The organism is uncultured Sphaerotilus sp., assembly GCF_963924895.1.
GTDB lineage: Bacteria > Pseudomonadota > Gammaproteobacteria > Burkholderiales > Burkholderiaceae_C > Sphaerotilus.
Genome location: NZ_CAWURG010000055.1, coordinates 68,903 through 93,109 on the forward strand (window position 1 = coordinate 68,903; position 24,207 = coordinate 93,109).

The following is a 24,207-nucleotide window of genomic DNA, read 5'->3' on the forward strand; positions in this document are numbered from 1 at the left end:
CGCACCCGCGAGCGAGCACCGTCGCCGAGCCGCGATTTCTCGACCCAATCTGCGGCGCGGCCTCCTCTGCGCTCAGGGTTGCAGCGTGATACTGCGGAACTCCTGCGCAGTCATCGGCCGGTCCTTGCACGCCGTGCCGTTGGTCACGACGCCGCCGTCGTCGCTCAGGATCTGCAAGGTGCCGCCGCCTCCCGGCAGCTCGAGCAGCGCCTCCGGCCTGAAGCCGACAAGCTCGCTGCTGTCGACGATCCGCGGCGCGTCTTTGGCCTGACCCGACCAGCGGTACAGCGTGAACACACTGGCGTCGGAGGCCGACCCGGCGACGATCCAGTAACCACGGCCGTCCAGGGCGCGTTCGATGCTGCGAACACCACGGCCGCGCAGTTCGAGCAGGATGGGCTCGCCGAAGCGTGCCTTGCGCCCAGGCACGGCCGTCACCAGCTCTGAGGGGTTGAGCAACGGCACCAGCAGTGCCCGGCCGTTGGGCACCGGGTTGCGGAATCCAACCAGCAGGCTGCCATCGGGCATGGCCGCCAGCCCTTCGATGTTGAGCCCGCCGGGCGCCTCGGGTGCGAGCTGCGCGGCATCGCCGAGACGCAGACCCGCCAACGTCGGCGCGGCGGCCAGGTCTTCGAGCAGACCGCGGTAAGGCGTTCCTGCCGGGGCGACACCCGGCTGCGCACCCGGATCGATGTCGGTGGCGAAGAAACGCTGCCTGTCGGGCCGCAGCTTGCCCTTGCTGTTGCGGCCGTGGGAGGCGATCCAGTAAATGCGCTTGCCGACAGCCGCCGCCGCTTCGAGATCCGACTCCTTGTTGCCGCTGTCGAGGAAGGCGGCGAGCGGCGCCTCGCCCACGGGCTCCGGCCGGCCGCGCCGGTAGACGCGCAACGTGTTGTCCTCGTCGCCCGCGACGACAAAATGATCGGCGTCCAGGGCGACGGCAGCCGACGCGTCGCACGCACCGCGGTAGGTCATGGCGGCGGAGGCGGGTGCGCCCGACGCGGAGCCGGCGAACAGCGTCAGCGCGAGGGCCGACAACATCGAAAACGCGTGGGGCAATGGCATGCTGATCCTTGCTTGCGGCTCAAAGCACCCGCAGCACCTCGAACTGGAGTCGCTTGGGGGCGACCTGTATCGACACCTCATCACCCTCGCATTTACCCAGCATGGCCCTGCCCAAAGGGGCATCGCTGCTGATGACCTGAACGAGCTGATCGCCGCTGACCAACCGCATGCTGCCTCCATCCGGGCCGAGAAAGAGCTGTTGCTGCTTGTCGTCAGCATCGACCAGGCAGACCAGCGCGCCGAGCTGTATGCCTTTGCTGGCGTCGTAGGGGAGCGGGCGGAATTGGCGCCAATGGGCCAGTGCCTGGCGGATGGCTTCGGCGCGACGGGCTTGGCCGGTGGCGAGGTAGGCGGCTTCGAGTCCCAAGGTGTCGTACTTGTTTTCGGCGATGTTTTCTTCGTGCGTCGCCGTCTCATGGGCCTCCCGCACGGCCTCTTCGGCCTGCAGCAGGTCTTCGGAGAGCCGTTGCAGGACCTGCTGCTGCAGCAAGAATTTATCCATGGTGAAAGGTAGGCCTCTCGAACAAGCGGGGGTCAGGTTTTGATTATGAAGGGCTCCACCTGCCTTCGACGCTTCTGTCGGCTGACGGTCAACTTCAGCCATGCGTCGGGTTTTTCCAGCCGTCACGGGCAGTCTGCGCCCTTCGCGGGCCGACGCGTCGGCTGCGCTGTGTCCGAGGTGCTGGCCGGCAAGCGGCGGCTCAATCTGCGGCAGGTGCAGGCGCTGGCGGGGCGGTTTTCGGTGCCGATGGAGATGCTGGCGGGCTGACGATCGAGGTGGCGCGGCGTGGTTGACGGGCCGGTTCAGGACTCGCTCAGCATCTGCCGAGCCACGCACTCGAACGATGCCCAGGCTTCATCGAATGGGTACTTGCCCCGACCATAGACCAAGGGCAACAGCACCTCGTCGTACTCCCTGCGCGTCTGCGCGTCGGTTCCGCCTGCATCCAGCGCCTGCCCCAGCACGGCCTTGGGATTCGCAGCGAACGCTGGATGCTGGTAGCCGAATTCGTCGATGTCACCCTGCATCAGCGCGGCAAATGCGCGGACACCATCCTCCACGGCAACCGGCGCACGCGACACGATGCAGTGAACGTCGTACACGTGTCGCACCAGCGCGGTGTCCCACGCCTGCGGCATTCTTCCCGCACGGTGCAGCGCAAAGCGGCGCAGGAAGGACAGCACCTTCTCGGCGAGGGTCTCCGCTACCGCAATGACCGGGATCGGGCACGCCGCCCCTGTCCGCTGTGCAAGTCGATCCGTGAGGGAGCCGATGTTCTTGACGATCGTGGGCAGCAGCGGGCGGCGCACGACCAGTTCGAACTGCAGATTCGGGCGCAGCGCGGTAACACCGCCGTAGGCGCGCTCATACGCCCACTGGCTGTGAACGTACCGGTTGTCGTTCAACGAACGGCGCTGCGCTTCATCCTCGGACAGCCCCGTGGAGGCCAGGGTCTCCAGGATGCGGTGACGCACCTCGTTGCCCAGGTAACGCCGCAGTCTGGTCTTGGGCCAGCCCGCCGTGCTGTCGGCCAGCACGACCTTGATGTCCGCGTCTTCGGACATCCGTTCGATCAGGCCGTGTGCCTTCGAGAGGCTGGTTCCGCCGCAGAAGACCAGCGTGGCGTGCTCGAATCGCAGGCCGAAGACGGCGCGCAATGCCGCGGTCAGGTGCTCGTCCTTCTCCAGAAGGGCTGCCGTGATGCCCCCGGTGTCGGTCTCGGCCAGCAGCGCCTCGATGAGGTCCAGTCGGTCCGGAGAGAGCTTCCTCATCTCGGCGGACCTTCCATGTCGCCTGCGGTCACGCCGTTCATGCCTTCACGCGATCGTGTTCGTACTCGACGAACTTGCCGTTGAAGCCAATCTTGCGGGTGATGCGGCGGCGTCCGGTGTTGACGACGATGCCCGTTGGCACCTGGGTGGTCCGGCCGGCGTTGTAGTCACGGATGCGGATGGATTCGCGCAGCTCGACGCCGAGTCGGGTCAGCGCCATCGGGCCCAGTTCCTCCAGAGGACGGACCGGAATGGGCTGTCCAGAGAGCACGCTGCGCTTGGCCTTGGCATACAGCCCCACGCCCAATCTCACCAGCAGCCCTTGGTCCACCAGCTCCTTCAGGGCACGCTTGACCGACGCCTCGCTCCCGAACGCCTGGAAGTCCGCAGGGCGCAGGACCAGTTCATGGCGACGCTGGACTGAGCGTTTGATGCGGTCGGTGATGTTCATGGCGACGAACTCCGGTCAGGAACTTCGGAAGAAAATTCATCTAACCTATTGTGGTTATTTGTTTTTTCTCGCTAAGACAGCTCAATCATATCGGAAGACGGTGTCCACATCTGGAGGTCAAAACGGTCTCGGAGAGCGCGGTGGGTACAGTCCTCCGCGCACCAGACGACTACCCGATGGGCCAGGAGGGCGATGTGCTGACGGTGGAATTCACCGTGATGGGCATCCCCTGCATCGGCTTGAACGGCGGCCCGCTCTTTCCACAAAGCGAAGCGTGCTCGTTCCAGGTGGCGACCGACGACCAGGCGGAAACCGACCGCTATTGGGATGCGATCATCGGCAACGGCGGGCAGGCGAGCCGGCGCGGCGCGGGTGAAACGCTCGCCAGTCCTTGCCAATATCGATACGATTCGGCAAACTCGCTACGCGTTCGACCGGGAGGTTGAACCCGCTGTCAGGTTACCTGCAGCACCATCGGCTGAGCGCAATGCCCCGATGCCCGACGAATGGCAAAGCCGTCTCGGGGACTTTCCAGTTCGGAGTCCCCATGAAACAACCACTTCAAAAATCCCGACAATCCGCGTTCGATCTCCAGGGCGGTAAATGCTATTACTGTGGCCTGCGCATGTGGTGTGCAGGCTCTGTCGGCCCTTCTGCCTTGCGCTGTACCGCCGAACACCTGATCGCACGCAGCGACGGCGGCCGAGATGACAGGTCCAACATCGTGGCCGCTTGTCTGCACTGCAACCGCACCCGGCACAAACGCAAGCATCCGCCAGCGCCTGAACGCTACAAAACCGAAGTCAGGCGGCGCGTTCACCGAGGGCAATGGCTGCCGAAACCTGTCCTGCTCTGGGGTGGCGCTACTTCTGCCAGAACCAGCGCACCAAAGCCAGCGGGAAGGAAATGGCCCGAAGGCCCTTTCCTCACTCCACCGTCACCGACTTCGCCAGATTCCGCGGCTTGTCCACATCCGTCCCCCGCGCACACGCCGTGTGATACGCCAGCAACTGCAGCGGCACGACGTGCAGGATCGGGCTCAGCGCGCCGTAATGCTCCGGCATGCGAATGACGTGGACGCCCGGCTCGTTCTCGATGCGCGTGTCGGCATCAGCGAAGACGAACAGCTCGCCGCCGCGCGCACGGACTTCCTGCATGTTGCTCTTGAGCTTCTCCAGCAGCTGGTCGTTCGGCGCGATGGTGACGACCGGCATGGCCGCGTCCACCAGCGCCAGCGGGCCGTGCTTCAGCTCGCCGGCCGGGTAGGCCTCGGCGTGGATGTAGCTGATTTCCTTGAGCTTCAAGGCGCCTTCCAGCGCGATCGGGTAGTGGCGGCCACGGCCCAGGAACAGCGCGTTCTGCTTCGGCGTGAACAGCTCGGCCCACGCGATGATCTGCGGCTCCAGCGCCAGCACCGACTGCACGGCGGCCGGCAGGTGGCGCAGATTGCGCAGCGCGGCGGCTTCGCCCGTCTCCGGCAGGTGCCCGCGCTGCTTGGCCAGCACCAGCGTCAGCAGGAACAGCGCCACCAGCTGCGTCGAGAACGCCTTGGTCGAGGCCACGCCGATTTCCGCCCCGGCGTGCGTGATGAACGACAGCTTGCACTCGCGCACCATCGCGCTGGTCGAGACGTTGCAGATGGTCAGCGTCTGCGTCATGCCCTGGGCGCGGGCGTGTTTCAGCGCGGCCAGCGTGTCGGCGGTCTCGCCGCTCTGGCTGATGGTGACGACCAGCGTCTTCGGGTCGGGCACGCTGTCGCGGTAGCGGTACTCGCTGGCGATCTCGACCTGGGCCGGGATCTTGGCGATGCTTTCCAGCCAGTACTTGGCGGTCATGCCCGAATACGAGCTGGTGCCGCAGGCGAGGATCAGCACCTTGTCGATCTGGCTGAACACCTCGGCCGCGTCGTCGCCGAACAGGTCCGGGGTGATGCCTTCGATGCCTTCGAGCGTGTCGGCGATGGCGCGCGGCTGCTCGAAGATTTCCTTCTGCATGTAGTGGCGGTACGGGCCCAGTTCGGCCGCGCCGCTGTGGGCGTTGACGGTCTTGACCGGGCGGTCGATGCGCACGCGGGCGCCGCCGTCACCCTTGCCGGTGATCCAGTACTTGCCCTGCTGCAGGTCGACCACGTCGCCCTCTTCCAGGTAGACGATCTGGTCGGTCACGCCGGCCAGCGCCATCGCGTCCGAGGCAAGGAAGTTCTCGCCCTTGCCCACGCCCAGCACCAGCGGCGAGCCTTCACGCGCGCCAACGACGCGCAGCGGCTCTTCCTGGCAGAACACCGCGATCGCGTAGGCGCCACGCAGGTGCGGCAGCGCGCTCTGCACCGCGTCGAACAGGTCGCCCTGGTAGAGCGAGTCGATCAGGTGGGCGATGACCTCGGTGTCGGTCTGGCTGGTGAACTCGTAGCCGCGGGCACGCAGCTCGGCGCGCAGTTCGTCGTGGTTCTCGATGATGCCGTTGTGCACCAGCGCGATGCGGCCGGCCTTGGCGCTCTTGGCGTCGGCGCCGGTGCCGTGCGAGAAGTGCGGGTGGGCGTTGTGGACAGCCGGGGCGCCGTGGGTGGCCCAGCGGGTGTGGGCGATGCCGACGAGGCCTTCGATGCCGTCCTGCAGGACCATGGCGTCCAGCTCGGCCACGCGCGAGGTGCTGCGCGAGCGGCGCAGCTGGCCCCCTTGGTGGACCGCGACGCCGCAGGAGTCATAACCGCGGTATTCGAGGCGCTGCAGACCCTGGAGCAGGATGGGGACGATGTTGCGCTGGCTGACGGCGCCGACGATTCCGCACATGGTTGGACTTCCCTTGGCAAACGGTGAATGAAGACAGGCGCCGATCGTAGCGAGCTTGTCGTGCAATGAATGAGCAAAAAATTATCGTTTTCGACGTATTACTTCGCCATGCATTAAGATTGCAATGAATCGCCACCAAAGCAATTTATTCGGAGATTTATTGCATGACACCCCGCGAAGCGATGCCCCTGGACGCCATCGACCTGCGCCTGCTGGACGAGTTGCAGCGCGACGCCTCCCGCTCGAACCAGGCGCTGGCCGATGCAGTGCATGTCTCGGCTGCCACCGCCCTGCGCCGCATCAAGCGCATGGCAGATGCCGGCGTGATCGAACGCACGGTGGCGGTGCTGTCGCCCGAGGCGCTGGGCCACGGCCTGACCGCCATCGTCGAGGTGACGCTGGACACGCAGTCGGTGGAGCGCCAGACCGCGTTCGAGGCGCGGGCGGTGGCGGATGCGGCCGTGCAGCAGTGCTACCGCACCCAGGGCGGGCCGGACTTCGTGCTGATCGCGCAGGTGGCCGACATGCCCGCCTACCAGGCGATGGCGCAGCGGCTGTTCACCAGCGACGCCAATGTGCGCAATGTGCGCTGCTTCTTCAGCGTGCACCGGGCGAAATGCGGGCTGCAGATCGCGCTGCCCAGGCCGGTCAGCCCCGGCGCAGCAGGCGGTTGATCCAGGACTTCTGCGCTTCGCGTTCACGGGCGAGCCAGGCGTCGTAGACCGCACGCCGCGCCGGGTCGGACAGCACGGCGAAAGCCAGGCGCCGGTCCTCGGCGCGGTGTGCCTCGCTGCGGTCGTCCGGCAGGTCACGGCGCTGGAGCGGCGTCAGCGGCGGCGGCAGGGTCGGCTCGATCCGCATCCACGCGATCTGCAGCTCGGTCAGCGTGCAGTCCTCGGACAGGCCGAGGCGCTGGTAGTGGGTGGGATCGATCGGCAGCACGCCGGTGGGCACCGGCGGTGCGGCGGGCGCGGCGGCCGGTCCGCGGCGCCAGGGCAGCAGGCTGCCGGCCACAGCGCTCACTTCTTGGGTGCCTTGACCGGGCGGGTCCAGCCGCTCAGGCTGGTCTGGCGACCACGCGCGACGGCGAGCTGTCCGGCGGCGACGTCCTTGCTGATGGTCGAGCCCGCGCCCACGGTCGAGCCAGCCCCGATGGTCACCGGCGCGACCAGCACGCAGTTGGAGCCGATGTGGACGTCGGCCTCGATGGTGGTGCGGTGCTTGTTGGCGCCGTCGTAGTTGGCGGTGATGCTGCCGGCGCCGTAGTTGACACGCTCGCCGACCACCGCGTCGCCCAGGTAGGCGAGGTGGTTGGCCTTGGCGCCACGGGCCATCGTGGAGTTCTTGACCTCGACGAAGTTGCCGATGTGGACCTCGTCGCCCAGCTTCGCGCCGGGGCGCAGGCGGGCGAACGGGCCGATCTGCACGCCCGCGCCGACCTCGACGCCGAGCGCCTCACCATCGATGTGCGTGAACGGCTGCAGCACGGTGCCGGCGCCGATGGTGGCGTTGCGGATGCAGCAGTTGGCGCCGATGGAAACGTCGTCGCCCAGCGTGACCGTGCCCTCGAAGACGCAGTTGACGTCGATCGACACGTCCCGGCCGCAGGTGAGCGAGCCGCGCAGGTCGAAGCGCGCCGGGTCGGCCATGCGCACGCCGGCTTCGAGCAGGGCCTCGGCCTGCTGCGCCTGGAAGCGGCGCTCCAGTTGCGCGAGCTGCAGCGGGCTGTTGACGCCGAGCACCTCGGTCTCGCTCGACGCCAGCGTCGCCACCACCGGCACGCCGTCGGCCACCGCCATCTCGACGATGTCGGTCAGGTAGTACTCCTTCTGCGCGTTGTCGTTCTTCAGGCGCGACAGCCAGCGCTTCAGGTGTGCGGTGGGCGCGGCCATCATGCCGGTGTAGCCCTCGCGGATGGCGCGCTGCGCGGGGGTCGCGTCCTTGTGCTCGACGATGGCGCGGACCTGCTCGCCTTCGCGCACGATGCGGCCGTAGCCGGTCGGGTCGTCCAGCAGCACCGTCAGCAGCACCAGCTTCTCGCCGCCGCAGGCGTCGATGAGCGCCTGCGCGGTGGCGGCGCGGATCAGCGGCACGTCGCCGTTGAGGATCAGGGTGGTGCCATGCTCGGGCAGCTCGGGCACGGCCTGCTGCACGGCGTGGCCGGTGCCGAGCTGCGGCTCCTGGCGCACGAAGGCCAGCGGCGCGGCGGGCAGCGCGGCCCGCATCGTGCTTTCGACCAGTTCGGCGCCGTGGCCGGTGATGGTGATCAGGCGTTCAGCCCCGAGCCCTGCGCCCATTTCCAGGACGTGCTGCAATAGCGGGCGACCTGCCAGCGCATGCAACACCTTGGGGCGGGCGGATTTCATCCGCGTACCCTTGCCAGCGGCCATGATCACAACGTCGAGCAACATGCACAGATCCTCTCTAAGGCGTGTTCCGAATTCTCGGGAATTCCCGATTATCGGGAACGGCGTGACAGGGCAACGAACAGCCCGGCTTAACAGGTGGACACGGAGCGTGCTGCTTTTGTCGGTTTGCGTGCTGCTGGCCGCCTGCAGCACGCTGCGCATCGGCTACAGCCAGGCCGACACGATCGCCTACTGGTGGCTCGACCGCTACTTCGATTTCAGTGCGGCGCAGGCGCCACAGGTGCGCCAGACGCTCGCCCAGTGGCAGACCTGGCACCGCACGCGGCAGTTGCCCGAGGACATCGCCCTGCTCGAACAGGCCGCGCAGGAGGCCGCGGTCGATGCGACGCCGGTGCAGGCCTGCCGCTGGTGGAAAACCGTGCAAGGCCGCCAGGAGATCTACCTGAATGCGCTGGCCGAGCCACTGGTCGAGACGCTCGGCAGCCTCGACGAAGGCCAGCTCCGCCACCTGCAGACCCGGCTGGACACCAGCAACCGCGAGTGGCGCGACACCTACCTGCGCGGCGACAGCGACCAGCGCCACCGCGCCTCGACCGAGCGCATCATCGACCGCGCCGACACGCTCTACGGCCGCATCGACAGCGCGCAGCGCCGTTTCCTCTCGGAGCGCCTGCGCAGCTCCCCCTGGGATCCGCACCGCTGGCTGCAAGAGCGCCAGCGCCAACAGCAGGAACTGGTCACCACCCTGCGCGCGGTCGCCCTGCCGGGGCTGGACAAGGCGCAGCGCCTGGGCCTGCTGCGCACCTGGGTCGGCTACAACGTCCGCCCGAGTGACGAGGCGGCGCGGCAGTACCGGGAACAGCTCGTGCGCTTCCAGTGCGAACTCGCCGCCGACCTGCACAACCGCACCACGCCCGAACAGCGCGCGCACGCCGTCGAGCGCCTGCAGGGCTGGGCGCGCGACCTGCGCAGTGCGGCCGGGTCTATGGCAGCTGCACGGTGACCTGGCGGGTGCCGGCCTTCAGATCGGGGAAGCCGCTCAGGCCCGCGTCGAACAGCAGCGGCAGGTAGTCGGCGCTGGAGTAGCGGGCCTCGTGCTGGACCTGGATCTCGACCAGCTTGTCGCGGCTGGCGCGGTCGATGAAGAGCAGCTGCGCCTGCTGGCGGTCGAAGGTCGCCGGCTCGCCGAAGCTGCCACCGAAGCCGAAGCCCCCGCGGCCACCCCCGATGCCCACCCCAACCCCCACGCCGACCGAGGCATGGGCACGGCGATCGGTCGGCAGGGGGGCGCCACTGCCCCGGCTCGGCCACCACGGCGCCGGATCGGCGAAGGGACTCAGCACCCGCGAGCGGCCCCAGCCGGTCTGGACCAGCACATCGGCCCGCGCCGCGCTGTCGGCGGCCACGAAGCCCACCCGCTGCAGCGCCTGCGCCGCGGCGGCTTCGAGCTGCACCTGCTCGGGACTGCCAGCGTTCTGGGACGGCAGCCGGTCGAAGGCGTAGCGGCCCGGCGGGCGCTTCTCCGGCCAGGCGCCGAAGGTGACCACATCGACGCCGATCTGCTTGAACGCGGCGCACCCCGGCAGCAGCACCACGGCGGTGACCGCGGCCAGCCCCAGCCCCCAGCGGCGGCGGTCGGTGCGGAATCCATCGGGCAGAGTGGGAACCTTCGGCATCGCAGTCTCCTTGCAGAACATCGAAACGGAACGGCTCAGTCGCCGCCAACCCCACTGCCGGGTCGGCGCAGCGCAGCCAGTGAAATGCTGGCCTCGGCGGGCAGCGCGGGCGCCGTCGGCGTGGCGCAGGCGTCTTCGTCGTCCTCGTCAAACGCCTTGTCGCCCTGCGGGTTGACCTCGCCGGTCGGGCGGATGGTCTCGAAGGGGAAGAGCGCCCGGTCCATCAGGTGCGAGGGCACGACGTGGGCGAAGGCGCGGTGCATGTTGTCGATGCGGCCCGGGTGCTGCTTGTCCCATTCCCGCAGCATGCGCTTGATCTGTACGCGCTGCAGGTTCTCCTGCGAGCCGCACAGCGTGCAAGGGATGATGGGGAATTCGCGGTGCGCGGCCCAGCGCTCCAGGTCGGTCTCCGGCACATAGGCCAGCGGGCGAATCACGGTGTGGCGGCCGTTGTCGCTGACCAGTTTCGGGGGCATGCCCTTGAGCTTGCCGCCGAAGAACATGTTCAGGAAGACGGTGCCGAGGAAGTCGTCGCGGTGGTGGCCGAGCGCGATCTTGGTGGCGCCCAGTTCCTCCGCCACGCGGTAGAGGATGCCGCGCCGCAGCCGCGAGCACAGGCTGCACATCGTGTCGCCCTCGGGGATCACGCGCTTGACGACCGAGTAGGTGTCCTGGTTCTCGATGTGGAACTCGACCCCGCGGCTGGCCAGGTACTCGGGCAGGACATGCGCCGGAAAGCCCGGCTGCTTCTGGTCGAGGTTGACGGCGATGATCGAGAACTGGATCGGGGCGCGCTGCTGCAGGTTCAGCAGGATGTCGAGCAGCCCGTAGCTGTCCTTGCCGCCCGAGAGGCAGACCATGACGCGGTCGCCGTCCTCGATCATGGCGTAGTCCTTGATCGCCTGACTGACGAGGCGGTGCAGGCGCTTGGAGAGCTTGTTGGTCTCGTGGGCGGCGCGCCGCTCGGGGTGGTCAGCGGGCCGGACCGCGCCGGGACTCGGTAGGAGGGTATCTTGGGTCTGCATGGGACAGCATTGTCATGCCATCCCCGGCGCCCGTGTCTCACTGCCCCGAGAACACGGCAGCCAGACTCTGTGCCGTGAGAATGCGGGTGAACCAGCCGCGCAACTGGTCCAGGCCGGCCTGTTCGATGCGCTCCACCAGTTCGGACGGCAGCACACCGAATCGCTGCTCCAGCAGGTCGCGCAAGACGAGCGCCTGCCCGTCGCGCATGCCTTGCTGCATCCCTTGCTGCATCCCCTGCTGGATGCCCTTCTGCAGTCCCTGTTGCATGCCTTGCCGCAGCCATTCCTGCGTCCAGCTGTCCACGCGTTCGCTGATCATGTGATGGGTCTCCGGTAGATCCTGCAATTCGGGCACATCGCCTTCCGGGGCGAACCGGCGCAGCACGAGCCGCCTGATCCAGACCGCCAGCGCCCGCCTAAGTTCCCGATTCTGCGGCGCTTCGAGCTTCTCGACCAGCCGGCCCACGACCTGCGAGATCTCGGCCGGGCTGCCGCTGCGCTCCAGCTCCACCATGCTCGCCACCGCATTGTCCGGCTGCGCCAGGCTGGTCTGCGGCAAGCGGCCTTCGTCCATGAGGAAGTAGCGCAGGCTCGGTCGGTAGGCGCTCAGGCTGGCGGGCACCGGCTCGATGAGGTCGGCCACCTGTCGCTCGGCGGTCCAGGGGCGCATGCCGTTGTAGAGCACCAGCGGGAACACGGCCGGCAGGCGCCCGCCCGTCACCCGGCCGCTCTTGATGAGATCCTGGTACAGCAGCCCCACGTAGGTGAGGATGCGCACGGCCATGTAGGGATCGTTGCTACTCTGGAATTCCAGCAGCAGGTAGACGTAGACCCACTCGCCCGGTATCACCGGCTCGACACCCGGCGCACGCGACATGCGCAGGCGCCAGATGATGTCGTCCTCGCGGTCACGCAGGTCGTCGGTGACGTAGCTGCCGCTGACCTTCTCCAGCGTGGTGAAGTCGAGCTGCGTCACCCAGTCCTCGTGCACGAACCCGCGCAGCAGGTCCGCCACGGCACGTGGATGCGAGAACACATGCTTGTAGGCGTTGTCATGCGGACTCTGCGCGCTCACCACTGCCCCGTCTCCACCCGGATCGCCACCTCGCAGTCCTCGAAGATCTCGAGCTTGGCGATGCGCACCCGCACGCCGAGCACGCCGGGCAGGTCCATCAGCCGCGCCGCGACCTTGCCGATCAGGCTCTCCAGCAGGTTGACATGCTGGGCACGGCACTCGTCGATGATGATCTTGCGCACGCGGCGGTAGTCGAGGACGTGGAGCAGGTCGTCGTCGGGCGGGGTCAGCGGCTGGGTGCCGAGGTTGAGTTCGGCGTCGACGGCGATGGGCTGCGGTGTCGTCTTCTCGTGGTCGAGGATGCCGAGGCTGGCGTCGAAGCGCAGGCCGGTCAGGGTCAGGATCTGGGTGCCGCGGGTGGTGGACATGGGGGAACTGGCTACCTTTCTACAATCGGCCGGTGAACACCGCCACCGCCTCTTTCCCCAGTGTAGCCAGCGACCCGCTGCCCGCCGTCCCGGCGCTCGATGCCCTCATCGCCGACGAGATCCGCCGCAGCGGCGGCTGGATCGGCTTCGAGCGCTTCATGGCGCTGGCGCTCTACCAGCCGGGCCTGGGCTACTACAGCGGCGGCGACCGCCAGTTCGGCGCCCTGCCCTCGTCCGGCAGCGACTTCATCACCGCGCCGGAACTCTCGCCGCTGTACGGCCGCGCGCTGGCCCGCCAGGTCGCACAGGCGCTGGCCGCCACCGGCACGCGCGAGGTCTGGGAGTTCGGCGCTGGTTCGGGCGCGCTGGCCTGCCAGCTGCTGCAGACGCTGGACGAGCTGGGCGCCACGGTCGACCGCTACACCATCGTCGACCTGTCCGGCACGCTGCGCGAACGCCAGCGCCAGCGCCTCGCCAAGGAAGTGCCGCAGCTCGCCGACAAGGTGCGCTGGATCGACACGCTGCCAGAGGCCTTCGAGGGCGTGGTCGTCGGCAACGAAGTGCTGGACGCGATGCCGGTGGTGCTCGTCGCCTGGGACGGCGCGCAGTGGCTGGAGCGGGGCGTGGCGCTGGACGAGGCGGCCGGCGCGCCGCAGTTCGTCTGGGCCGACCGGCCAACCGAGCTGCGCCCGCCGGTGGACCTCGGTTTCGTGCCCGGCACCGTGACCGAGCTGCCGCGGCAGGCCAGCGCTTTCCTGTCCACGCTGGCAGCAGCCTTGACCCGCGGTGCTGCGTTTTTCATCGACTATGGCTTCCCGGAGCACGAGTTCTACCATCCGCAACGCACCGGCGGCACGCTGATGTGCCACCGCGGCCACAAGGCGGATGCGGACCCGCTGCACGACGTTGGCCTGAAGGACCTGACCGCCCACGTCGACTTCACGGCGGTCGCGCTGGCCGGGCAGGACGCCGGGCTGGAGGTGCTGGGCTACACCTCGCAGGCGCGCTTCCTGTTCAACTGCGGGCTGCTGGCGGACCTGGAAACCGCGGATCTGCGCGGCCGGGCGATGGCGCAGAAACTCGTCACCGAGCACGAGATGGGCGAGCTGTTCAAGGTGATCGGCTTCGTGACCGAGGCCGCGTCCTTCGAGGCGATCGGCTTCAGCGCGGGTGACCGCAGCCACACGCTCTGACCGACCGGACCGGACACGCCCCATGCGCTGGCTCATCGTCTTCACGCTGTCGTGCCTCGTCTTCAACGGCCTGCACGGCTGGCTGGAGAAGATCGGGCTGGGGCACATCCCCGGTGACTTCAGCGTGAAGATCGGCGCGCGGCGCTGGCACTTCCCCTTCGGATCGAGCGTGCTGCTGACGCTGATCGGGATGGCGCTGGCGCGCTGGCTCTGAGCGCTACGCCGCGGCGGCGGGCAAGGCTGCGGCGACCGCTTCGACGCGGGCCTGGTGCAGCGCCCGGCCGATGTCGGGGCCTTTCAAGCCGCGGGCGATCGCTCTGGCGCTGACTTCGGCCGAGCTGACCTGCTGCGCCGCCGCCAGCGCCGCCCGCAGGCGTGGCGCGGGCGCGTAGACCTGCTCCTCGAAGCCGAGCCGCCCGCGCGCGTCGCACTCGCAGGCCTGCAGCGTCTGCTCGAAGCGCTCGGCGCGGCGCCAGGCATCGCAGCGGTCCATCAGCCGGACCAGCGCGGCGGCGTCCAGCGTGCTGCTGCGGTGGAGGTTGCCGTGCTCGCGCGCGACGACCTCGGCCAGCTCCTTGCACTCCACCGGCACGCGCAGCCGCTGCGCCAGCGGCCCGAGCAGCCGCACGCTGCGCGCTTCGTGGCCGATGTGGCGCGGGAGCACGTCGGCCGGCGTCGTCGCCTTGCCCAGGTCGTGCGTCAGGCAGGCGAAACGCACCGGCAGCGCCGTGTCCAGGCGCGCGGCCATGTCGAGCACCATCATCAGGTGCACGCCGGTGTCGATCTCGGGGTGGTACTCGGCGCGCTGCGGCACGCCAAACAGCGCGTCCACCTCCGGCAGCAGCCGCACCAGCGCGCCGCATTCGCGCAGGAACCGGAACATCCGCGACGGCGCCGCTTCCATCAGGCCGCGCGACAGTTCCTGCCAGACCCGCTCGGGCACCAGCGCATCGACCTCACCGGCGGCGACCATCGCGCGGCACAGCGCCAGCGTCTCGGGCGCCACGCTGAACGTGCCGAACCGGGCCAGGAAACGCGCCAGCCGCAGGATGCGCACGGGGTCTTCGACAAACGCCGGCCCGATGTGGCGCAGCAGCCGGTCGCGCAGATCGGCCTGGCCGCCACAGGGGTCGATGACCGTGCCGCCCTCGTCCATGGCCATCGCGTTGATGGTCAGGTCGCGGCGGGACAGATCCTCTTCGAGCGTCACATCCGGATCGGCGCGGAAGGAAAAGCCGTGGTAGCCGGGGGCGGTCTTGCGCTCGATGCGGGCCAGCGCGTACTCCTCCCGGGTTCGGGGGTGGAGGAACACGGGGAAGTCGCGCCCGACCGGCAGATAGCCGGCCGCACCCATCTGTTCAGGGGTCGAGCCGATGACCACCCAATCGCGATCCCCGGGCGCATGGCCCATCAGGCGGTCCCGAACGGCCCCGCCGACCAGAAAAATTTTCATATCAGGCATTGCCGACGCCCCAGACCGGCCGATGTGCTGCATTTCGCAAAAGTATCACCCGCGAGCCAGGGATAGGCAGGAAATGTGATGGAGTGGTTCAATCATGCACTGGCACTACTCCGTACCAAATGTTTAATGTTTGCAACGGCTGTGCGCAATTTCCATGGGGAGTCATTTCATGTCCATTCGAACCTTCGCTACCCGCCTCGGGCTGACGGCCCTGCTGCTCACGGGCGCGCTGCAGGCCCACGCCTACATCGAGCAGGAGCAGAGCACTGGCGTCGCCAATGACGCGCCTTCGCTGGCAGAGGCCGCCGGCACCCTGTCGCCGGGCGGCTATCTGTTCATTTCGGGCGCACGGCGCACCGAAACGGGGGTGCCCGACAACGGCGGCGGCAACTCGGCCGACTTCTTCCGCTTCGACGTCGGCTCGGCGCTGACGGCCACGATGACGATCGAGACCCCGACCGCCGCGGCGAAGCCCGTGATCGGTCTGTTCGACAGCACCCTGCCGGACAGCCTGCTGCTGGCGAGCGCCTTCGACGACAACAGCACGTCGGCCACGACCCTGTCCTTCAGCTACCAGCTCCTGCCCGGCACCTACTACGCGGCCGTGTCCGGCTTCCGGCTCGGCTGGAACGATTTCGATGGTGGCGGCAACTCCGGCTGGACCTACAACCTCGTGCTGAGCAGCCCGCCGATGATGGCCGCCGTGCCGGAACCGGAAACCGTCGCGATGATGCTGGCCGGACTGGGCCTGCTCGGCATGGCCAGCCGCCGCCGTCGCGGCTGAGTCAGTCCCGACCGGCGCGTGTGCGCCGCTGGTCCTCGGCGGTGAAGCCGGCGCGCAGCAGCGGCGGCATCACGGATGCGATCGCCGCCGGCGACAGGCCCAGCGCGGCCAGCCCCGGGTGCTGCCCGGTGGCGACATTGGGCACGCGCATCGACTCCAGGTTGTCGCAGGACATCAGCGGCTCGCCCGGCAAGAGCCCGAGTGCGGCCGCCTGCACGCGCCCGGCCCAGGCCGGCAGCGGCAGCACCGGGCGCACATGGCCGCTCCACTGCCCCGCCAGCCGCACCAGCTCGCCCAGCGTGAACACCTCCGGCCCGGCGCACTCGATCGTCTGGCCGATGGTCGAACGGTCGCGCAGACACTGCACCAGCGCCTGCGCCACATCCTCGACCCACACCGGCTGGAACCGCGCCTGCGCACCCGCCAGCGCCATCACGGGCACCAGCGCCTGCAGGCGCGCGAAGAGCCGGATGAACTGGTCCTCGGCCCCGAAGATCACGCTGGGGCGCAGGACCGTCAGGTCGAGACCGGGCGCCGCCCGCAGCACCTGCTCGCCACGCGCCTTGCTGCGCAGGTAGTTCGAGGGCGCCGAGGCCGGATCACCCTCCGGTACGCCCAGCGCGCTGACATGCACCAGCCGCCGCACACCGGCCCGCTGGCAGGCGGCTGCGAGCTGCTGCGGCAGCGTGACGTGGGTGCGCTCGAACTGGGCCGCACTGCCGTGCAGGATCGCCACCAGATTCACCACTGCGTCGGCGCCCTGCAACAGCGCGTCGAGCTGGCGCGGGTCGTGCACATCGGCTTCGATTACCTGCACGCCGGGCAGCAGCGCCAGGTCGCGGCCCCGCGCACGGCGGCGACTCGGGATGCGCACGGTCCCGAGCCCGTCCGGCGTGGCCGTCCAGCGGGAGAGCAGTGCCCGGCCGACAAAGCCCGTGCCGCCGAGAATCAACAGGGTGCGCGCAGTCATGGTGGCGGTCTTCGTGGCGTGGTGGAGGGGGTGGCGTGCGGCGTGCGGCTCAGGGAATCTGCCGGTTCTCGGGCTGCGCATCCACCGGACGCGGCCCCACCAGCGGCGACAGCCGGCTCTTCAGATCGACCACCGACTTGCCGCCCAGCACCGCCGCGTAGTAGCTGGCGTTGGACAGCACCTTCTTCACGTAGTCGCGGGTCTCGCTGAAGGGGATGTTCTCGGCCCAGGCCGCCACCTCCATCACCGGTCCCTCGCGCCAGCGGCGCGGGCGGTTCGGGCCGGCGTTGTAGCCGGCGGCGGCCATCGCCTGCGAGCCGCCGAAGTCGTCGAGCACCAGCTTGAGGTAGCCCGCCCCGAGCTTGAGGTTGGTGGCCTTGTCGGTGATCGAGTCCTGCGTGTAGGGGATGCCCAGCCGTTTGGCGGTCCAGCGCGCCGTGGACGGCATCACCTGCATCAGGCCGGAGGCGCCCACGCCCGAGCGCGCGTCGGCGACGAAGCGCGACTCCTGGCGGATCAGCCCGTAGACATAGGCGGGGTCCAGCCCCACGTCCTGCGCTGCGGCGACCACATCGGCACGGAAGGGCATCGGGAAGCGCTGGGCCAGGTCGATCTCCTGCCGGGTGCGTTCGCTGGTGTTGATGCAGCGGTCCCAGACCTCGTTGTCACAGGCGCGCTGGGCCGCAGCGAGCAGCTGCCGGTCCCCCATCCCGCGGATCGCGAAGTTCCACTCGCGCACCCCCTCGCTGCGCAGCCCCAGCGCGATCAGCGCCAGCGCACGGGTCAGACCGGGTTGGCGCAAGGCCTGCACCCGCTCTTCGGCCGTGAGCGCCGCCGGACGGGCGGGCAGGGTCTGCGGGTGACCGAGTTCCTCGGCGGCGAGCTTGCCGTAGAAGTTCATCTGCCCGGAGATGCGCTCGAAGAGCACCCCGGCCGCCGTGCGCTGGCCGTCGCCTTCGGCACCCGCCCTGGCGGTGGACTGGACGGCGCGGGCCTTCCAGTAGACCCAGGTCGGATCGGCCTGCGCGGTGGTGCTCATGGCCGCGATGGCGTCGAGCAGGCGCTGCCAGCGGCCCGTGTCCGTGGCCCGCAGGGCGGAGCGGGCACGCCAGGCCAGCGTGTCGTCGTTCCAGTCGATGTCGCGGGTGGCGGTGGCCGCAGCACCACTGGCCCGCTGGAACCAGGTGTCCGCCTCGGGCATCAGCTTCATCGCCGCCTGCCGCGCCACGGAGCCCCAGGCCCAGGCCGCAGCCTCGGGCGGGAGCCGGGTCTGCCAGCGGTCCTGCAATTCGGTGGCGGCCGCGGCGGGGTCGTTGGCGGCCAGCCGGGCCAGCGCCATGACGGCGTATTCGGCGCCCTGGCGGCTGTCGGTGTCGGCACGGCGGGCCAGGTAGCGCTGCGGCTGCTCGAACAGCTCGGTCAGCGTGGGCCCCGCGTCCTCGCCCAGCAGGGTCAGTGCTTGGCGGGCGGCATTCAGGCGCTTGGCCTCGGCGGCCTCGCGGGCCTTGAGCCAGACGTCGCTGGCGCCGAACAGGCGCGCGGTGTAGAGCGTGGTGACGAGCAGCGTGCAGCCGTCGTCGCCGTCGCGCTGCAGGAACCAGTTCGCGCGGGCCGAGGCGCGCACGTCCTCGCCAACGTGGTGGCGCAGCAGCAGCGCGTAGCAGCTCACCTCGCGGTCGTCGTTGTACTTGAAGCGCGGGTATTCGGTGGCGAAGTTGCGCCAGTCGCGGCGCTTGCCGAGTTCGAGCAGCCAGTCGTTGCGCAGGCGGTCCTCGACGTAGGTGCCGGGCCAGCGGGCATAGAAGGCGTCCAGCTCGCCCTGGTTCGACTCGGCGAGCCGGTTGTTCAGCTCCCAGTAGTCGGCCCACATCGCCAGCGGGTGGCGCGCGGCCACCAGCGTGTCGCGGTGGACCAGCAGCCGGGTCCGGTCCTTCTTGCGGAACGACTCGCGCGCCTGCACCAGCCGGTCGTCCAGCGCCCGGGTCTCGCTGGTCGCGGCATTCTGGGCCTGCGCCACGCACACCGACCCCGCCAGACCACAACTGGTCACCACCGCCACCACCGCGGCCCTCGCCACATCCACCACTGACTTCATGCGCACCTTCGTTGACCCCCGCCGCCAGTGTAGGGGCGGACCCTGATCCCGCCACCCCGTCGCCGACAAGCACGTGCGAATCGACCGGGCAAAACACGCCCTGCCACCCGCCTTCGATTTGCCGCCATGCCCGGGCACACGCACAATCGACCCACCTTGGCCGAGAACGAAATCCGATGAGCACTCCGTCCAGCACTCCCCCCTTCAAGCTCCCCGAGCCGCCCCGCGACAAGAAGACGCTGCGCCAGCAACTCCAGGCCGAACGCATGGGCATGTCCGACCGCCACCAGCGCTCGGTGCACCTGCAGGAGGTGTTGATGGTCTGGCTGCTGTCGCGCAGGGAGAAGACGATCGGCGCGTTCTGGTCGATCAAGGGCGAGTTCGACGCCCTGCCCGCGCTCTACCGCTGGACCGAGTCCGCCCCGGACCGGCGCATCGGCCTGCCGGTGATCGACAAGCTCACGAAGCAGTTGCGCTTCCACGTCTGGTACCCCGGCTGTCCGATGGAGGAGGACGCCTTCGGCATCCTCAAGCCGAAGGACACGGAGGAATTCCACCCGGAACTCCTGCTGGTGCCCTGCGTGGGCTTCGGGCCGGGGGGGGTGCGGCTGGGCTATGGCGGCGGTTTCTACGACCGCACGCTGGCCTCACTGAAGCCGATGCCCTTCACCGCCGGCATCGGCTATGCGCACGGCTACATCCCGTGGCTGCACGCCGAGCCGCACGACGTGCCGCTCGACGCGATGCTGACCGAGGACGGCCCGGTCTGGGACCGTGAACACGGTCAGACCGCCGATCCGGACGCGGATCAGAACTTGTAGCCGACGCCCACGCCGACCAGCAGCGGGTCGATCTTGAGGGTGCCCAGCGTGCCCGTGGTGGTCTTCAGGTCCGTGCGGATCTGCACCTTCTTGACGTCAAGGTTGACGCTGGAGAAGCGGGTGTAGTTCAGGGCCGCGCCGGTGTGGCGCCACCGCATCACCGGTGCGGCGTCACAGCGCCAGCCGGCGCGCCAGTTCCAGCACCGTGGCGCTGGTGTTCATCGTGTAGAAATGCAGCGACGGCACCCCTTGCGCGCGCAGTCGCTCGCACAGGTCGGTCACGACATCCAGCCCGAAGGCCTTGATGCTGGCCGTGTCGTCGCCGTAGCTCTGCAAGCGCAGCCGCACCCAGCGCGGGATCTCGGCGCCGCAGCCGTCGGCGAAGCGCAGGATGCCGCTGGAATTGGTGATCGGCATGATCCCCGGCACGACCGGGATGTCCAGACCGAGCGCCTGCACCTCGTCCACGAAACGCCAGTAGGCCTCGGCGTTGTAGAAGAACTGCGTGATCGCCGAGCTGGCGCCGGCCTTCACCTTGGCCTCGAAGGCCTGCAGGTCGGCCTGGGGCGAGCGGGCCTGCGGGTGCATCTCGGGATAGGCGGCCACCTCGATGTGGAAGTGGTCGCCCGTCTCGGCGCGGATGAAGGCCACGAGGTCGCTGGCGTGGCGGAACTCGCCCATCGGGCCGAAGCCGCTGGGCAGGTCGCCGCGCAGCGCGACGATGCGGCGCATCCCCATCGCCCGGAACTGTGCCAGCCGCTCGCGCACCGACTCGCGGGTCGCGCCGACGCAGGTGAAGTGCGAGGCACCGTCCTGCCCTTCGTCGAGGAGGGCCTGCACGGTCTGCAGCGTGCCGTCCTGGGTCGAGCCGCCCGCGCCGTAGGTGACCGAGCAGAACTGCGGCTTCAGCGCATACAGCGCCTGGCGCACGGCAGCCAGCTTGGTCACGCCCTCGGGCGTCTTGGGCGGGAAGAACTCCAGGCTCAGCGGAAGGGAGGCGGTTGGCGTCATGGCAGGTTCAGTCGTGGTCTGCGCAGGCGGAGCTGCTCAGGTGTCGTCTCGGACAGGCTTCTTGGGCGTGGGCTGCGCGATCGGCTTGTCGCCGGACTCCAGGTCGAGGTGGCGCGCCCACAGGAAGAATTCGGTGTTGCCGTTGCCGCCGGTGATCGGGCTCTGGAAGTAGGCGTGGACCTTCATCCCCGCGTCGCGGCAGCACTGGCGCACACGCGTCTCGACCTCGGTGAACATCGCCTTGTTGCGCACGATGCCGCCCTTGCCGATGTGCTCGGGCTGCAGCTCGAACTGCGGCTTCACCAGCACCAGCAGGTCGGCGTCCGGCGCCATGTAGGCGAACAGCGTCGGCAGCACGTGCGTCAGCGAGATGAAGGACACGTCGGCGACTACCACGTCGAAGCTGGCCGCGGCCCACTCCTGCGCGAAGGCCGACTCGCCCACGTCGCGGGCGTTGATGCCTTCGTAGCTGACCACACGCGGATCGTCGCGCAGCTTGGCGGCGAGCTGGTCGCGGCCCACATCCAGACCGACCACCTTCGTCGCGCCTTGCTGCAGCAGCAGGTCGGTGAAGCCGCCGGTGCTCTGGCCGACGTCCAGGCAGGTGCGCCCGGCCACGGTGAAGCCGCAGCGGGCAACAGCGCCTTCGAGCTTGAGGCCGCCGCGCGACACGAAGCGCAGCTCCGCGTCGTCGGTGATCTCGACCTGGGCGTCGTCGGGCACGTCCTCGCCGGACTTGGTCGGCACCAGCCAGCCCTTGGGGCCGAGCCAGCGCACGGCCTTGCGTTCGATCAGCCGCTGGGCGGCGGAGCGGGTCGGGACCATGCCCCGTTGGACAATCAGCTGATCGATGCGCATGTCGTGTGTCTTTCTCGGTGGCCCCCGCAGGGGCCGGGGTGAATCAATAACGGTAGGTGTCGGGCTTGTAAGGGCCCTGCTTCGGCACGCCGATGTAGGCGGCCTGCTCGTCGGTCAGCTCGGTCAGCATGGCGCCGACCTTCTTCAGATGCAGGCGCGCCACCTTCTCGTCCAGGTGCTTCGGCAGCACGTAGACCTTGCCGGCGTCGTAGCCGTCCGGGTGGCAGAACAGCTCGATCTGCGCGATGGTCTGGTTGGCGAAGCTCGACGACATCACGAAGCTCGGGTGGCCCGTGCCGCAGCCCAGGTTCACCAGGCGGCCCTTGGCGAGCAGGATGATGCGCTTGCCGTCCGGGAAGATCACGTGGTCGACCTGCGGCTTGATCTCGTCCCACTCGTACTGCTCCAACGACGCGACCTCGATCTCGTTGTCGAAGTGGCCGATGTTGCAGACGATCGCCTGGTCCTTCATCGCCAGCATGTGCGCGTGGCGGATCACGCCCTTGTTGCCGGTGGTGGTCACGAAGATGTCGGCCTTGTCGGCGGCCCACTCCATCGTCACGACTTTGTAGCCTTCCATCGCGGCCTGCAGCGCGTTGATCGGGTCGATCTCGGTCACCCAGACCTGCGCGGACAGGGCACGCAGCGCCTGCGCCGAGCCCTTGCCCACGTCACCGTAGCCGGCGACGACGGCGACCTTGCCGGCGATCATCACGTCGGTGGCGCGCTTGATGCCGTCCACCAGCGACTCGCGGCAGCCGTAGAGGTTGTCGAACTTGGATTTGGTGACCGAGTCATTGACGTTGATCGCCGGGAACGGCAGACGGCCTTCTTTTTCCATCTGATACAGGCGGTGCACGCCGGTGGTCGTTTCTTCGGTGACGCCTTTGATGTTTTTCTCGATGTTCGAATAGAAACCGGGCTTTTCCTTCAGCGTCTTGCGCATCGCGGCGAACAGCACCACTTCTTCCTCATTGGTGCCCTCGGGCGGCTGCGTCTTGTTGCGCTCGTGCTGCGCGCCCAGTGTGACCAGCAGGGTGGCGTCGCCGCCGTCGTCGAGGATCATGTTCGGCGTGCCGCCGTCCGACCATTCGAGGATGCGGTGGGTGTAATCCCAGTAGTCTTCCAGCGTTTCACCCTTGTAGGCGAACACGGGAATGCCGCTAGCGGCGATTGCGGCAGCAGCGTGGTCCTGGGTCGAGAAAATGTTGCATGACGCCCAGCGGATGTCGGCGCCCAGATCCGCCAGCGTTTCGATCAGCACGGCGGTCTGGATGGTCATGTGCAGCGAACCGGCAATGCGCGCGCCTTTCAGCGGTTTCTTGCCTTTGTGTTCTTCGCGGATCGCCATCAGACCGGGCATTTCGGTCTCGGCAATGGCGATTTCCTTGCGACCGAAGTCGGCTTGGGTCATATCGGCGACTTTGTAGTCGGCGGTTTTTGCGTTCATGTCTTGCTCCTGGATAGATAGTCGGGCGCCGTTACCAGCATGCCGTCCGAGCCTGGCCGGTGTGCGGGTTAAACCTTCGACCCGCCCGGTCGCAGCGCCCCTCGGGGGCACGTTTTAGTTGATGCGAAATCGTTGCTACAAAAGCAAAGCGCCCGCACCGTTTCCGGTGCGAGCGCCGTTGATATCTTTGCTGAGCCTGGCCGGTAAATGTGGCTTAAACCCCACCCGGTCGCAACGCTCCTCAGCGGGGCAAATTATACGCCTTTTTATTTGATGCCCGCGTCCGCCTTGAGGGCTGCTGCCTTGTCGGTGTGCTCCCAGGTGAATTCCGGCTCGTCGCGGCCGAAATGGCCATGGGCAGCGGTCTTGGTGTAGATCGGGCGCAGCAGGTCCAGCGACTGGATGATGCCTTTCGGGCGCAGGTCGAAGTGTTTCTCGACCAGTGCCGCGATTTTGTCGTCAGAAATTTTCCCGGTGCCGAAGGTGTCAACCAGCACGCTGACCGGACGCGCGACGCCGATGGCGTAGGCGACCTGGATTTCGCACTTGGTGGCGAGGCCTGCGGCCACAATGTTTTTCGCGACATAACGCGCGGCGTAGGCGGCCGAGCGGTCAACCTTCGACGGATCTTTGCCCGAGAACGCGCCGCCGCCGTGGCGCGAGTAGCCGCCGTAGGTGTCGACGATGATCTTGCGCCCGGTCAGTCCGGTGTCGCCCTGCGGGCCGCCGATGACGAAGCGGCCGGTCGGGTTGATCAGGAACTTGGTGTCCTGGGTGACCATGTTCTTCGGCAGCACGGGCTTCACTACCTGCTCGATGATCGCTTCTGTCAGTTCCTTGTGGCCGATGTCTTCACGGTGCTGGGTCGAGATCACGACGGTGTCGATGTGGTGCGGTTTGCCATCAACATAACGAACGGAGACCTGCGACTTCGCATCGGGGCGCGCCCACGGCAGACGGCCGTCGCGGCGC

Annotated in this window: 26 protein-coding genes, 2 pseudogenes and 2 riboswitches; of the genes and pseudogenes, 9 read left to right on the forward strand and 19 right to left on the reverse strand. The window is 68.3% G+C overall.

Annotated elements, in window-relative coordinates; all coding sequences use genetic code 11:
- Nucleotides 1–72: 72 nt before the first annotated feature.
- Together AABN02_RS19565 and AABN02_RS19570 are read right to left on the reverse strand one after the other, a co-directional pair.
- Nucleotides 73–1,065: a DUF3616 domain-containing protein gene (locus tag AABN02_RS19565; RefSeq protein ID WP_338416584.1), complete on the reverse strand. Its 993-nt coding sequence runs from the start codon at nt 1,063–1,065 to the stop codon at nt 73–75.
- 19 nt (nt 1,066–1,084) lie between these two features.
- Entirely contained in the window at nt 1,085–1,567 is a 483-nt protein-coding gene (locus AABN02_RS19570) for a GreA/GreB family elongation factor (RefSeq protein ID WP_338416585.1), read from the reverse strand.
- 45 nt (nt 1,568–1,612) lie between these two features.
- On the opposite strand from AABN02_RS19570, the gene AABN02_RS19575 reads away from it, so the two are divergent.
- Nucleotides 1,613–1,834 (forward strand): hypothetical protein, encoded by a 222-nt coding sequence (locus AABN02_RS19575; RefSeq protein WP_338416586.1) that lies wholly within the window; start codon nt 1,613–1,615, stop codon nt 1,832–1,834.
- Between the two features lie 35 nt (nt 1,835–1,869).
- Here AABN02_RS19575 and AABN02_RS19580 read toward each other — a convergent pair whose 3' ends face one another.
- On the reverse strand, nt 1,870–2,838 hold the full coding sequence (locus AABN02_RS19580) for a nucleotidyl transferase AbiEii/AbiGii toxin family protein (protein WP_338416587.1): 969 nt from the start codon (nt 2,836–2,838) through the stop codon (nt 1,870–1,872).
- A 37-nt stretch (nt 2,839–2,875) separates the two neighbouring features.
- A complete protein-coding gene (locus AABN02_RS19585; protein ID WP_338416588.1) occupies nt 2,876–3,289 on the reverse strand; it encodes a DUF6088 family protein in 414 nt (137 codons plus the stop codon).
- 119 nt (nt 3,290–3,408) lie between these two features.
- Here AABN02_RS19585 and AABN02_RS19590 point away from each other — a divergent pair.
- A pseudogene (locus tag AABN02_RS19590) lies at nt 3,409–3,648 on the forward strand (VOC family protein); the annotation flags it as partial.
- A gap of 266 nt (nt 3,649–3,914) precedes the next feature.
- Nucleotides 3,915–4,043 (forward strand): annotated as a pseudogene (locus AABN02_RS19595) (HNH endonuclease); the annotation flags it as partial.
- A 172-nt stretch (nt 4,044–4,215) separates the two neighbouring features.
- Here AABN02_RS19595 and glmS read toward each other — a convergent pair.
- A complete protein-coding gene (glmS, locus tag AABN02_RS19600) occupies nt 4,216–6,078 on the reverse strand; it encodes a glutamine--fructose-6-phosphate transaminase (isomerizing) (protein WP_338416589.1) in 1,863 nt (620 codons plus the stop codon).
- Between the two features lie 164 nt (nt 6,079–6,242).
- On the opposite strand from glmS, the gene AABN02_RS19605 reads away from it, so the two are divergent.
- Complete coding sequence (locus AABN02_RS19605; protein ID WP_338416590.1) at nt 6,243–6,752, forward strand: Lrp/AsnC family transcriptional regulator; 510 nt, start codon at nt 6,243–6,245, stop codon at nt 6,750–6,752.
- Here the strand turns inward: AABN02_RS19605 and AABN02_RS19610 are convergent.
- Both AABN02_RS19610 and glmU read right to left on the reverse strand, forming a co-directional pair.
- Nucleotides 6,727–7,101 (reverse strand): hypothetical protein, encoded by a 375-nt coding sequence (locus AABN02_RS19610; protein ID WP_338416591.1) that lies wholly within the window; start codon nt 7,099–7,101, stop codon nt 6,727–6,729. The genes AABN02_RS19605 and AABN02_RS19610 overlap by 26 nt on opposite strands.
- Entirely contained in the window at nt 7,098–8,489 is a 1,392-nt protein-coding gene (glmU, locus tag AABN02_RS19615) for a bifunctional UDP-N-acetylglucosamine diphosphorylase/glucosamine-1-phosphate N-acetyltransferase GlmU (protein WP_338416592.1), read from the reverse strand. Before glmU ends, AABN02_RS19610 begins: the two co-directional genes overlap by 4 nt.
- 106 nt (nt 8,490–8,595) lie before the next feature.
- Here glmU and AABN02_RS19620 point away from each other — a divergent pair, with 106 nt between their 5' ends.
- Complete coding sequence (locus AABN02_RS19620) at nt 8,596–9,450, forward strand: DUF6279 family lipoprotein (protein ID WP_338416593.1); 855 nt, start codon at nt 8,596–8,598, stop codon at nt 9,448–9,450.
- Here AABN02_RS19620 and AABN02_RS19625 read toward each other — a convergent pair.
- Genes AABN02_RS19625 through AABN02_RS19640 form a run of 4 tightly spaced genes read right to left on the reverse strand, consistent with a single transcriptional unit; the run spans nt 9,431 to nt 12,591 of the window.
- Nucleotides 9,431–10,123, reverse strand: coding sequence for a hypothetical protein (locus AABN02_RS19625; protein WP_338416594.1), 693 nt, complete (start codon nt 10,121–10,123; stop codon nt 9,431–9,433). The genes AABN02_RS19620 and AABN02_RS19625 overlap by 20 nt on opposite strands.
- A gap of 35 nt (nt 10,124–10,158) precedes the next feature.
- The gene (gene ttcA / locus AABN02_RS19630) at nt 10,159–11,148 is read right to left on the reverse strand and encodes a tRNA 2-thiocytidine(32) synthetase TtcA (protein WP_338416595.1); all 990 of its coding nucleotides are present in this window, start codon (nt 11,146–11,148) and stop codon (nt 10,159–10,161) included.
- 37 nt (nt 11,149–11,185) lie between these two features.
- Nucleotides 11,186–12,223: an Rpn family recombination-promoting nuclease/putative transposase gene (locus AABN02_RS19635; protein WP_338416596.1), complete on the reverse strand. Its 1,038-nt coding sequence runs from the start codon at nt 12,221–12,223 to the stop codon at nt 11,186–11,188.
- On the reverse strand, nt 12,220–12,591 hold the full coding sequence (locus tag AABN02_RS19640; protein WP_338416597.1) for a dihydroneopterin aldolase: 372 nt from the start codon (nt 12,589–12,591) through the stop codon (nt 12,220–12,222). Before AABN02_RS19640 ends, AABN02_RS19635 begins: the two co-directional genes overlap by 4 nt.
- Before the next feature lie 77 nt (nt 12,592–12,668).
- On the opposite strand from AABN02_RS19640, the gene AABN02_RS19645 reads away from it, so the two are divergent.
- Entirely contained in the window at nt 12,669–13,784 is a 1,116-nt protein-coding gene (locus AABN02_RS19645; RefSeq protein WP_338416615.1) for an SAM-dependent methyltransferase, read from the forward strand.
- Between the two features lie 22 nt (nt 13,785–13,806).
- A complete protein-coding gene (locus AABN02_RS19650; RefSeq protein ID WP_338416598.1) occupies nt 13,807–13,998 on the forward strand; it encodes a DUF2905 domain-containing protein in 192 nt (63 codons plus the stop codon).
- A 3-nt stretch (nt 13,999–14,001) separates the two neighbouring features.
- Here the strand turns inward: AABN02_RS19650 and AABN02_RS19655 are convergent, their stop codons facing one another.
- Nucleotides 14,002–15,237: a multifunctional CCA addition/repair protein gene (locus AABN02_RS19655; protein WP_338416599.1), complete on the reverse strand. Its 1,236-nt coding sequence runs from the start codon at nt 15,235–15,237 to the stop codon at nt 14,002–14,004.
- Between the two features lie 178 nt (nt 15,238–15,415).
- Between AABN02_RS19655 and AABN02_RS19660 the strand changes: the two genes are divergently transcribed.
- Nucleotides 15,416–16,030, forward strand: a complete 615-nt coding sequence (locus AABN02_RS19660) for an FxDxF family PEP-CTERM protein (protein ID WP_338416600.1) — start codon at nt 15,416–15,418, stop codon at nt 16,028–16,030.
- 1 nt (nt 16,031) lies between these two features.
- Here AABN02_RS19660 and AABN02_RS19665 read toward each other — a convergent pair whose 3' ends face one another.
- Nucleotides 16,032–17,000 (reverse strand): complex I NDUFA9 subunit family protein, encoded by a 969-nt coding sequence (locus tag AABN02_RS19665; RefSeq protein ID WP_338416601.1) that lies wholly within the window; start codon nt 16,998–17,000, stop codon nt 16,032–16,034.
- Between the two features lie 49 nt (nt 17,001–17,049).
- Nucleotides 17,050–19,095, reverse strand: a complete 2,046-nt coding sequence (locus AABN02_RS19670; protein ID WP_338416602.1) for a transglycosylase SLT domain-containing protein — start codon at nt 19,093–19,095, stop codon at nt 17,050–17,052.
- 176 nt (nt 19,096–19,271) lie between these two features.
- Here AABN02_RS19670 and AABN02_RS19675 point away from each other — a divergent pair, with 176 nt between their 5' ends.
- Nucleotides 19,272–19,916 (forward strand): 5-formyltetrahydrofolate cyclo-ligase, encoded by a 645-nt coding sequence (locus AABN02_RS19675; protein ID WP_338416603.1) that lies wholly within the window; start codon nt 19,272–19,274, stop codon nt 19,914–19,916.
- Here AABN02_RS19675 and AABN02_RS19680 read toward each other — a convergent pair.
- The 5 genes from AABN02_RS19680 to metK all read right to left on the reverse strand — a co-directional run.
- Nucleotides 19,904–20,074 (reverse strand): hypothetical protein, encoded by a 171-nt coding sequence (locus AABN02_RS19680; RefSeq protein ID WP_338416616.1) that lies wholly within the window; start codon nt 20,072–20,074, stop codon nt 19,904–19,906. The genes AABN02_RS19675 and AABN02_RS19680 overlap by 13 nt on opposite strands.
- Before the next feature lie 13 nt (nt 20,075–20,087).
- Nucleotides 20,088–20,927 (reverse strand): methylenetetrahydrofolate reductase [NAD(P)H], encoded by an 840-nt coding sequence (gene metF / locus AABN02_RS19685; protein WP_338416604.1) that lies wholly within the window; start codon nt 20,925–20,927, stop codon nt 20,088–20,090.
- Nucleotides 20,928–20,963: 36 nt separating this feature from the next.
- Nucleotides 20,964–21,785 (reverse strand): TlyA family RNA methyltransferase, encoded by an 822-nt coding sequence (locus tag AABN02_RS19690; RefSeq protein WP_338416605.1) that lies wholly within the window; start codon nt 21,783–21,785, stop codon nt 20,964–20,966.
- A gap of 43 nt (nt 21,786–21,828) precedes the next feature.
- Nucleotides 21,829–23,235, reverse strand: coding sequence for an adenosylhomocysteinase (ahcY, locus tag AABN02_RS19695; protein ID WP_338416606.1), 1,407 nt, complete (start codon nt 23,233–23,235; stop codon nt 21,829–21,831).
- 16 nt (nt 23,236–23,251) lie between these two features.
- Nucleotides 23,252–23,344: riboswitch (S-adenosyl-L-homocysteine riboswitch) on the reverse strand.
- A gap of 54 nt (nt 23,345–23,398) precedes the next feature.
- Nucleotides 23,399–23,484, reverse strand: a riboswitch (S-adenosyl-L-homocysteine riboswitch).
- A gap of 17 nt (nt 23,485–23,501) precedes the next feature.
- The coding region (metK, locus tag AABN02_RS19700; protein WP_338416607.1) for a methionine adenosyltransferase at nt 23,502–24,207 on the reverse strand (706 nt) is incomplete at its 5' end.